Annotated in this window: 7 protein-coding genes and 2 pseudogenes; 7 read left to right on the top strand and 2 right to left on the bottom strand. The window is 68.2% G+C overall.

Annotated features, from left to right (window positions below; translation table 11 throughout):
• The first annotated feature begins 14 nt into the window (after positions 1-14).
• From rpsT to F1643_RS17385, 3 genes and pseudogenes are all read left to right on the top strand, one after another.
• A pseudogene (gene rpsT / locus F1643_RS17375) lies at positions 15-276 on the top strand (30S ribosomal protein S20).
• Between the two features lie 612 nt (positions 277-888).
• Positions 889-2437, top strand: a pseudogene (gene dnaA, locus F1643_RS17380) (chromosomal replication initiator protein DnaA).
• Between the two features lie 115 nt (positions 2438-2552).
• Positions 2553-3449, top strand: coding sequence for a diguanylate cyclase (locus F1643_RS17385; protein ID WP_194914489.1), 897 nt, complete (start codon positions 2553-2555; stop codon positions 3447-3449).
• 205 nt (positions 3450-3654) lie between these two features.
• Here the strand turns inward: F1643_RS17385 and F1643_RS17390 are convergent, their stop codons facing one another.
• Positions 3655-5157 (bottom strand): ATP-binding protein, encoded by a 1503-nt coding sequence (locus F1643_RS17390; protein WP_194914491.1) that lies wholly within the window; start codon positions 5155-5157, stop codon positions 3655-3657.
• Positions 5154-5897 carry a response regulator gene (locus F1643_RS17395; RefSeq protein WP_194914493.1) on the bottom strand — a complete coding sequence of 248 codons (744 nt, stop codon included), beginning with the start codon at positions 5895-5897 and terminating at the stop codon, positions 5154-5156. Before F1643_RS17395 ends, F1643_RS17390 begins: the two co-directional genes overlap by 4 nt.
• 255 nt (positions 5898-6152) lie before the next feature.
• Between F1643_RS17395 and F1643_RS17400 the strand changes: the two genes are divergently transcribed.
• From F1643_RS17400 to F1643_RS17410, 4 genes are all read left to right on the top strand, one after another.
• Positions 6153-6767: a Spy/CpxP family protein refolding chaperone gene (locus F1643_RS17400; protein ID WP_194914495.1), complete on the top strand. Its 615-nt coding sequence runs from the start codon at positions 6153-6155 to the stop codon at positions 6765-6767.
• A gap of 197 nt (positions 6768-6964) precedes the next feature.
• Positions 6965-9256, top strand: coding sequence for a helicase-related protein (locus F1643_RS17405; protein ID WP_255542947.1), 2292 nt, complete (start codon positions 6965-6967; stop codon positions 9254-9256).
• Entirely contained in the window at positions 9214-9501 is a 288-nt protein-coding gene (locus tag F1643_RS23690; RefSeq protein WP_255542948.1) for a hypothetical protein, read from the top strand. Before F1643_RS17405 ends, F1643_RS23690 begins: the two co-directional genes overlap by 43 nt.
• A gap of 205 nt (positions 9502-9706) precedes the next feature.
• On the top strand, positions 9707-10033 hold a 327-nt coding region (locus F1643_RS17410), incomplete at its 3' end, for an RNA-binding S4 domain-containing protein (protein WP_194914497.1).

The following is a 10033-nucleotide window of genomic DNA, read 5'->3' on the forward strand; positions in this document are numbered from 1 at the left end:
GGAGTAGGGTTTCCATGGCCAATCATAAGTCCGCTGAAAAGCGCATTCGTCAGACCGAGCGTCGCACGGAAGTCAACCGTGCCCGCATCAGCCGCATCCGTTCCTTCGTGAAGAAGGTCGAGGGCGCGATCCAGAGCGGCGACAAGTCCGCTGCCGCCGAGGCGTTCAAGTCCGCTCAGCCGGAGATGATGCGCGGCGTGTCCAAGGGCGTGCTGCACAAGAAACACCGTGTCGCGCAAGCTGTCGCGTCTGTCGGCTGCGATCAAGGCTCTCTGATAGAGCTTTCATCCGCTGGTTTCAAAAAGCCGCGCCCGTGACTCGGGGCGCGGCTTTTTGCGTTTAAAGTAAATGTATGGGTACTCGACAATCGTCTTAGATTGTTGTTAGGCGCGCTTATGAGATTCGAGATCGGCCTTGTGGTCGGAGCGATGGGTTTTATCTTTTTAGGCCGTTCGCCATCTGTCCCATTGCCAGATTTTGTTGGTATGGTTAGACTTTTGCTCCAATTCGGCGGGGCGAAATAGGGTGATGCAACACTCTGTGTCCTGCCGAACACAGAAGTGAAATACTGAAGGTCTTACGCCGGATCAGGGCTTGTTGAGTCCCGGTCGATCGCACGATCTTCTTTTACTTACAAGCTGTCGCGCTTGGGGCGGGATTTACAATCCCGTCGACTCATGCGTGTGCGTTTTGGGTATAATGTTCCGTTCGGGGTCAACCCTGCCTGTACACATACGGGCGGGACCAGGCGGGCGGCCGGGGCACCAGTCGGCGGGCACACCATCGGTGTGTTCGGCACCGGTGAACGGCGGTTCCGGCCGCGGGGTCGATCCCGCGCCGCCTCGGCGGTGGGGGCTGGCCGGGGGGAAGGAGCGGGAGTAAGGGAGCATGTCGGTCGGCGTGTCGTTGGATCAGCAGTGGGCGCGCATTCGCGGACGCCTGAAGGAAGAGGTGGGCGAGATCGCCTACCGGAGCTGGCTTCAGCCGCTGTCCGTCGCCAGCCTTGTCGGCGGCGAGGTGTGCATCGTCGTGCCCACGCGCTTCATGCGCGACTGGGTGCTGACCCACTATGCCGACCGCATCCGCGCCCTCTGGTCCGGCGAGAATCCGGAAGTGCAGTCGATCGACGTCATCGTCGCGTCCACCAACCCGCCTGCGGCGCTGGTCGCCGACAACGACGACATCGGCGACGACCGCCCCGCTCCGGCACCCCGTACCCAGGACTCCCGTACCCAGGACTCCCGTTTCGCCGAGTCGCGCCCGGCGCCCCGTCCGGCACCGCCCCCGCGTCCGGCCGATGGCGGCTTCTCCGCGGATTCGGCACCGTCGACCGTCTACACCTCGGCTTCCTATGGCGGGGCGTCGGACGAGTCGCCGAACGCCGTCCCGGCGATTCTGGAGGATCGGTCCGACCTGTCCGCCGCCCTGGACCCGCGCTTCACCTTCGAGAATTTCGTCGTCGGCAAGCCGAACGAGCTGGCCCATGCCGCCGCCCGGCGCGTTGCCGACGCCACCACCGTGACCTTCAACCCGCTGTTCCTCTATGGCGGGGTGGGCTTGGGCAAGACCCACCTGATGCACGCGCTGGCCTGGCAGATCCGCAAGAACGACCCGAACCGCAAGGTGCTGTACCTGTCGGCCGAGAAGTTCATGTACCAGTTCATCCGGGCGTTGCGCTTCAAGGACACGATGGCCTTCAAGCAGCAGTTCCGCTCGGTCGACGTGCTGATGATCGACGACGTTCAGTTCATCAGCGGCAAGGACAGCACGCAGGAGGAGTTCTTCCACACCTTCAACGCGCTGGTCGACCAGAACCGGCAGGTCATCATCTCCGCCGACAAGAGCCCGTCCGACCTGGAAGGCATGGAGGAGCGGCTGCGCTCCCGCCTCGGCTGGGGGCTGGTCGCCGACATCCACCCGACCACCTACGAATTGCGGCTGGGCATTCTCCAGGCCAAGGCCGATGCGCTCCAGGCCTCCATCCCGCTGAAGGTGCTGGAATTCCTGGCCCACAAGATCACGTCCAACGTCCCGCGAGCTGGAAGGGGCGCTGAACCGCATCGTCGCCCATGCCGATCTGGTCGGCCGCTCCATCTCGCTGGAGACGACGCAGGAGGTGCTGCACGACCTGCTGCGCGCCAACGACCGCCGCGTCACCATCGACGAGATCCAGAAGCGGGTGGCGGAGCATTACAACATCCGCGTCGCCGACATGCATTCCGCCCGCCGCGCCCGCGCGGTGGCCCGCCCGCGCCAGATCGCCATGTATCTGGCCAAGCAGCTGACCGCCCGCTCCTTGCCGGAGATCGGCCGCAAGTTCGGCGGCCGCGACCACACCACGGTCATGCACGCGGTCAAGAAGGTGGACGAGCTGCGCGCCACCGACCCGTCCTTCGCCGAGGATGTGGAGCTGCTGCGCCGGATGCTCGAAAGCTGAAGATCGTTCGGTCTGCCAAGCAACCGCGACGTGTCGCCACGCTGCTATCCCATCGCCACGCGAAGTTTGCTAAGGTCCGCCTGCACGGAATCTTTGCGGACGGCGTGGTGTTGCGGTGGAAACAAATATTCTTGTCGCCGATGATTCCGAATACTTCCGCGAACTGATTCGTGCGGATCTGGAAGGCAACGGCTACCGGGTGCTGCTTGCCGAGGATGGGGCGCAGGCGCTGTCGGTCTACCGCAGCCACGACATCCACATCCTGATCACCGATCTGGAAATGCCGGTGATGACCGGGCTGGAGCTGTGCTGGCACGTCCGGGCGGAGGACGACCAGCACCGCACCTTCACCATCCTGATGACCGGCGACACCGAAACCGCCCGATGGATCGAAGCCTTCGATTCCGGCGCCGACGAATTCCTGGCCAAGCCCATCGACCTGTCGATGCTGCGCGCCCGCGTGCGGGCCGGCGAGCGCATCACCCGCATGCACCGGGTGATGGTGGAGATGCTGCACACGGATTACCTGACCGGCGTCCTGAACCGCCGCTACTTCATGGAGCGGCTGGAGCAGTCCTATCGCGCCGCGAAGGAGGACGGGACCGCGCTGGCGGTCGCCATGTTCGACATCGACCATTTCAAGACGATCAACGATACCCACGGCCACACCAACGGCGACCTCGCGCTGAAGCGCTTCGCCGACCATTGCGCTGCCCAGGTGCCGGACGGCGGCTTCCTCGGCCGGCTGGGCGGGGAGGAGTTCTGCCTGTGCCTGCCCGCCGGCGACCTGGAGACGGCGCTTGCGCGGGTCGAGGCGATCCGCCGCTCCACCGCCGACCTCATGGTGGAAACCGGGACCGGGGCCAGCTTCGCCTTCACCGTCAGCATCGGCATGTGCCTGGTTCAGGACACCGACTCGGTCAACGACCTGATGACCCAGGCCGACGAGGCGCTCTACTTCGCCAAGCGCAGCGGCCGCAACCGCACCGTCCTGCGCGGGGCGGAAGGGTGACGGTCAAGGCACGCTTCTATGTGATGTGAGTCCCTTGCCCGCCTTGGGGTGGGGGCTCGGATCTCAACGCGCAGAACACGTGCTGCACTCCGCTCGGCCGTCATTCCCGCGAAGGCGGGAATCCATCCGTTTCAGCCGCTTGATTGCGGAGTCTCCTGGATCCCCGCCTTCGCGGGGATGACGTGTAAAAGCAACGCCCGAAAATTTACAGCGGCAGGGTCACCGTCGCGCGCAAACCGCCCCCGCTCCCACCGCCGCCTTTGCGGTTGGACAGGGTCACGTCGCCGCCATGGCCGCGGATGATGCTGCGGGCGGTGGACAGGCCCAGCCCGACGCCGCCGGTATCGCGCGAGCGCGAGCGTTCCAGCCGGTAGAAGGGGGCGAAGACCTTCTCGAACTCCGCCTCAGGGATGCCGGGACCGTCATCGTCGATGTGGATGCGCGCCTGCCCGCCGGAAGCCTGCCCGTCGATGCCCGGCCCGTCCTCCAATCGCACGGCGAAACCGCCGCCATACTTGATCGCGTTGTCCATCAGGTTGGCGAAGGCCCGGCGCAGCGCCACCGGCCGGCCTTCCGCCACCACATGGGCGGGGCCGTCATAGACGGCGCGGTGGCCGGCATCGACGCGGTCGTCGCACAGGCTCTGCAGCAGGTCGGCAAGGTCGAAGCGGACGCGCGGCTCGCGCTGGGCATCGTCGCGGGCGAAGGCCAGCGTGGCGGAGATCATCGCCTCCATCTCGTCCAGGTCGGCCAGCATCCGCCGCTGCATTTCCGGGTCGTCGACCAGCTCGGCGCGCAGGCGCAGGCGGGTGATCGGCGTGCGCAGGTCGTGGCTGATCGCCGCCAGCATCTGGGTGCGGTCGGCGACGAAGCGGGCGAGCCGAGCCTGCATCCGGTTGAAGGCGCGGGTGGCGGCGCGCAGCTCGCGCGGGCCTTCCTCGGGCAGGGGCTGGGCCTCGCCGTCGACACTGAGCCGTTCGGCGGCGGCGGCGAATCCGGCGAGCGGTGCCGTCACCCGGCGGGCGGCCAGCAGCGAGACCAGCAGGATGACCGCCACCACCGCTCCCATCCAGAACAGGAAGCGGACGATGCCGAAGGGGCCGGCCAGCGGATCGCCGCCGGTGAAGCTCAGCCAGGACCCGTCGCCGAGCCGCACAGACAGCCGGACATGCGGTCCCCAGCGCCGGTTGTCGTCGCCTCCCATGAAGGGCGGGTGATGGTGGTCGTCGTCACGGCCCCCGTCACGAGGCGGGCGCTGGACCTCGACCAGGATGTTGCGGTCGGGCGTGTCCAGCGACTCGCGCAGCCGGCGCTTCAGCCCGTCGAACCGGCCGCTGGAATAGCTCTCCGCCGGCAGCGGGGGCGGGCGGTCGGCGCGCCATTCCACACGCAGGACCGGATCGTCGATGGCGCGCACCACCCTCTCGCGGCCCGGCGGCGGAGTGCTTTCCACCAGCTGGACGATGGCGGTGATGCGCTGGACCAGCACGTTCGGCCCATGGATCGGCGGTCCTTCGCTGCGGTCGGTCAGATAGACCAGCGCGCTGATCGCCTGGGTCAGCAGCAGCGCCAGCACCACCGTCAGCGCGATGCGCGCGGCGAGGCTGTCGGGAAAGCGGAGGCCCAGGCGGCGGAAGGCGCGGCGGCGGACCGATGGGCGATGCGGCGCCTCCGGCTTTCCGGCGATGTCGTCCTGCCGGGCCGTCATGACGCCGCGCTGCCGCTGGTCACCGATGGGGTGAAGAGATAGCCGCCGCCGCGCACCGTCTTGATCAGGGTCGGTTCTGCCGGGTCGGGTTCGATCTTGCGGCGCAGCCGGCTGACCTGCACGTCGACGGAGCGGTCGAAGGGCACAGCCGAGCGGCCGCGCGCCAGATCCAGAAGCTGGTCGCGGGTCAACACCCGCTGCGGATGCTCCACGAAGGCGACCAGCAGGTCGTATTCGCCGGCCGACAGCTGGACCAGCACGCCGTCGGGCGACCGCAGCTCCCGCTTGGTGAGGTCGAGCGACCAGCCTTCGAAGCGCAGCACCGTGCCGGCCGCCGCCGGGGCGCCTGCCACCGGCGGGGCGGAGACGCGGCGCAGCACCGCCTTGATGCGGGCCAGCAGCTCGCGCGGGCTGAACGGCTTCGCCAGATAATCGTCGGCGCCCATCTCCAGCCCGACGATGCGGTCGGTCTCCTCCCCCATGGCGGTCAGCATGATGACGGGGGTCTGCGCCGTCTGCGGCGTCGCGCGCAGGCGGCGGCAGAGCGACAGCCCGTCCTCCCCCGGCAGCATCAGGTCCAGCACGATCAGGTCGACGCGGGCGCCGTCGAGCGTGCGCATCATCTCCGCCCCGTCCCGCACCCCGGTGACCCGGAAGCCGTGCTTGGTCAGGAACTGGGCGACGAGAGAGCGGATTTCGCGGTCGTCGTCGACGACGAGGAGGTGGGGCGTGCGGTCCATGGCACTCATGATCGGGCGAGGCGCGGCGGGCGTGAAGGGGAAATGTGTAACGCCGGGTTACGGGACGGCCGGCGGTTACACTCTGTTACCAAATGGCGGGTTTGCGGACATTCGACCGCAACGTTCGGCGCCCATTGTCTGGTCATCGGGACAGCGGCGGCGATGCAGCCGGCAAGGTCCCAACGGAATAAGCCCCCTCCATCCGGGTTTAGTCAGCACCGTGATCCACGGTCCAAACACTGAGGAGTCGTCACCATGAAACGCGCCCTTCTGACGTCCGCCCTGCTGGTCGCCGGTCTCGGCGTGGCCGTTCCGGTCTTTGCCCAGGGTGGCCCGCAGCCGGGTGGTCCCGGCCCCGGCATGGGTCCCGGCGCCGGTGGACCCGACCGCCACTTCGCCCGCATGTGCGAGGACCAGGAGGCCCGTCTGGCCGGCAAGCTGGCCTATGCGGAGAAGAAGCTGAACATCACCGAGCAGCAGCGCGCCGCCTGGACCAAGTTCGCCGACGCCGCCCGCTCCAGCCTGAAGCCGACGCAGGACCTGTGCGTGAAGTTCAAGGATGCTCCGCGTCCGGCGGCCCTGCCGCAGCGCCTGGAACGTGCCGAGCAGATGATGCAGGCCCACCTGCAGCAGGTCCAGACCGTCCGCCCGGCCCTGGCCGACCTCTATGCCCAGCTGACGCCCGACCAGCAGAAGCAGGCCGACCGCATGCTGAACCGGGGTCCGGGTGGCATGGGTGGTCACATGGGTAAGCATATGGGCGGCCATCATGGCATGGGGCCCGGTGGTATGGGTCCGGGCGGCATGGGTCCGGGAAATGGCCCGGGCAACGGTCCGGGAAAAGCTCCGCAGGAGCAGCCCAAGAACTGACGTAACAGGATAACGACAAGCTCCCGGCGGCGATCCCAAGCCCCCCAACGCAGCCGCCGTGAGACTAAGGGCCGCCGAACCCCCATTCGGCGGCCCTTGTCGTTTGGGGAAGAAGGGATTCCTTGCGGCATAGCGGATGGCGATAAAGACAAGCCGCCGCTTGCATTGCGGGCTTCCGCACCCCAAAGCTTAACACCATGACGTCCTCTCACGCTTCGGCGGGCGGCGGTCTCGGGCGGGGGGGCCGTGTGGTCGCCGTGCTGGGGCCGACCAACACCGGCAAGACCTATCTGGCGATCGAGCGCATGCTCGGTCACCGGTCCGGAATGATCGGCTTTCCCCTGCGCTTGCTGGCGCGGGAGAATTACGACCGCATCGTCTCGATCAAGGGAAAGAACGCCGTCGCGCTGGTGACGGGGGAGGAGAAGATCCTGCCCCCCAACCCGTCCTATTGGGTCTGCACCGTCGAATCGATGCCGCTGGACCGCGCGGTCGATTTCCTGGCGGTGGACGAAATCCAGCTCTGCGCCGATCCCGAGCGCGGCCACATCTTCACCGACCGGCTGCTGAACGCCCGCGGCATGGTCGAGACGATGGTGCTGGGCTCCGATTCGATGCAGCCGATGATCCGCCGGCTGGTGCCGAAGGCGGAGTTCATCAGCCGGCCGCGCTTCTCCCAGTTGACCTATGCCGGCTACAAGAAGCTGACGCGCCTGCCGCCGCGCTCGGCCGTCGTCGCCTTTTCCGCCACCGACGTCTATGCCATCGCCGAGATGATCCGGCGCCAGCGCGGCGGCACCGCCGTGGTGCTGGGCGCGCTCAGCCCGCGCACCCGCAACGCGCAGGTGGGACTCTATCAGGCGGGCGAGGTCGATTATCTGGTGGCGACCGACGCCATCGGCATGGGGCTGAACATGGACGTCGACCATGTCGCCTTCGCCCGCATCGTCAAGTTCGACGGCTTCGCCCCGCGTCGGCTCAGGCCTGCCGAGGTGGCGCAGATCGCCGGCCGCGCCGGCCGCCACATGCGCGACGGCACCTTCGGCACCACCGACGAGGTGGGGGAACTGGACGCCGATCTGGTCACCCGCGTCGAGAACCATGAGTTCGAGACGGTCAAGACGCTGTCCTGGCGCAACAGCGAGCTGCGTTTCGACACGCCGGGCTTCCTGCTGAAATCGCTGGAGGAACGGGCGCCGATCCCGGAATTGAGCCGCGTGCGCGAGGCCGACGACCATCTGGCCCTGCAGGCGCTGGTGCGCGATCCCGACATCATGGACCTTGCGCGCGGCCGCGATGCGGTCAAGCTGCTGTGGGAGGTCTGTCAGGTCCCCGACTTCCGCAAGGTGCTGTCGGATGCCCACACCAAGCTGCTGGCCCAGGTCTTCCGCAGCCTGCGAGGGGCCATGCGCCGGCTGGACGACGATTGGGTGGCGAAGCAGATCGCCCGGCTCGACCGGACCGAGGGCGATATCGACGCGCTGGTCGCCCGCATCGCCCATATCCGCACCTGGACCTACATCTCCAACCGGCCGACATGGCTGAAGGACCCGCTGTACTGGCAGGAACGCACCCGCGCCATCGAGGACCGGCTTTCCGACGCCCTGCATGAACGGCTGACCCAGCGCTTCATCGACCGCCGCTCCGCCACGCTGGCCCGCACGCTGAAGGACGGCCGCTCGCTGCTGGGCGGCGTGCGGGCCGACGGCGAGGTGGTGGTGGAAGGGCATGTGGTGGGTCGGCTGGAGGGCTTCCGCTTCGTGCCCGACGCGCCCGACCGCTCCGACGAGGCGAAGTCGCTGCTGACCGCAGCGCGCCGGGCACTGCGCGACGAATTGGCCAAGCGACTGCGTGCCTTCGAGGCCGAGCCCGACGACGTCTTCACCCTTGGGCCGGACGGGGTGCTGAGCGCCGACGATCTGCCGGTGGCGCGGCTGGCCGCCGGGCCGTCGGTGTTGGCGCCGCTGGTGGTGCCGTTCGACGAGGGCATGCTGGACCAGGCCCAGCGCGAGCGGGTGCGGGCGCGGCTGGACCGTTGGCTGAAGGATCACATCGCCGCCCGGCTGAAACCGCTGTTCGGCCTGTCCGTCGCGGAGGGTTTGTCAGGCCCCGGCCGCGGGGTGGCTTTCCAACTGGTGGAAGGGCTGGGCGTGCTGCCGCGCGCGCCCGTCGCTGACATGGTCGAGCGGCTGGAGCGCGAGGACCGCAAGGCGCTGTCCAAACTGGGCGTCCGGCTGGGCGTGTCGCACCTCTATCTGACGGCGCTCGCCAAGCCGGCGGCGGTGAGCCTGCGCGGGCTGCTGTGGGCGGTGTCGAAGGGCCATCCCTTGCCGGTGCCGATCCCGCCGCCCGGCCGCGTGTCGGTGGAGGCCCCGCCGGTGAAGGACGGCGGCGCGCCGCCCGCCTTCTGGGAAGCCATCGGCTACCGCTGGCCGGCGGCCGGGCGTTGCGCGTCGACATGCTCGACCGGCTGGAGACGGAACTGCTGACGGCGTCCAAGGCGAACGCGCCGATCCGCGAAGTGGCGCTCGGCCAGCGCGTCGGGCTCTCGGCGGAGGAGTTGGGCGCGGTGCTGACCGGGCTCGGCTATGTGCGCGTGGAAGGCGAGGACGGAGCGGTGACCTGGAAGCGGAAGCGGCCCTCCCGCCAGCAGCAGACCAACAGGCAGCGGCGCGAGAAGCCGACGAACGAGGACCACCCGTTCGCCAAGCTGCGACAGCTGTCGGGGATGTGAATAAGTGTGGGGAGTGGAATGAACGCACAGCCGATCAGCGACTTTTCCCCCTCTCCCCCCCGGGGAGAGGGTCGGGGTGAGGGGGATGCATTGCGTGGATTCGGTAAGGGAGCGGAGCCCGCGCGATTGGTGAAAATCCTCGCCGCGCGTCCCCTCACCCTAACCCTCTCCCCGGGGGGGAGAGGGGATCTTTGGGGGGCGCTCAATGACCGACACCGACGACTCCACCCCCGGCCGGCTGCGGATCGACAAGTGGCTTTGGTATGCGCGCTTCTTCAAGACGCGCAGCCTTGCCGCCAAGCTGTGCAACGACGGGGGCGTGCGGCTGTCGGGGGCGGTGGTGACCAAGGCGCATGCGTCGGTGAAGCCGGGCGACGTGCTGACCTTCGCCCAGGGGCGGCACATCCGCGTCATCAAGGTGGTGGCGCTGGGCGCCGCCGCGGCCGGCGCCGGAGGCTCAGCGCTGTACGAGGACCTCGCCCCGGTTCGGAGGAGCGGCTGCAGGATCTCCTTACGCGCGCCGGTCAGCAGC

The sequence above is a fragment of the Azospirillum sp. INR13 genome, assembly GCF_015390205.1.
In the GTDB taxonomy this organism is placed as follows: domain Bacteria; phylum Pseudomonadota; class Alphaproteobacteria; order Azospirillales; family Azospirillaceae; genus Azospirillum.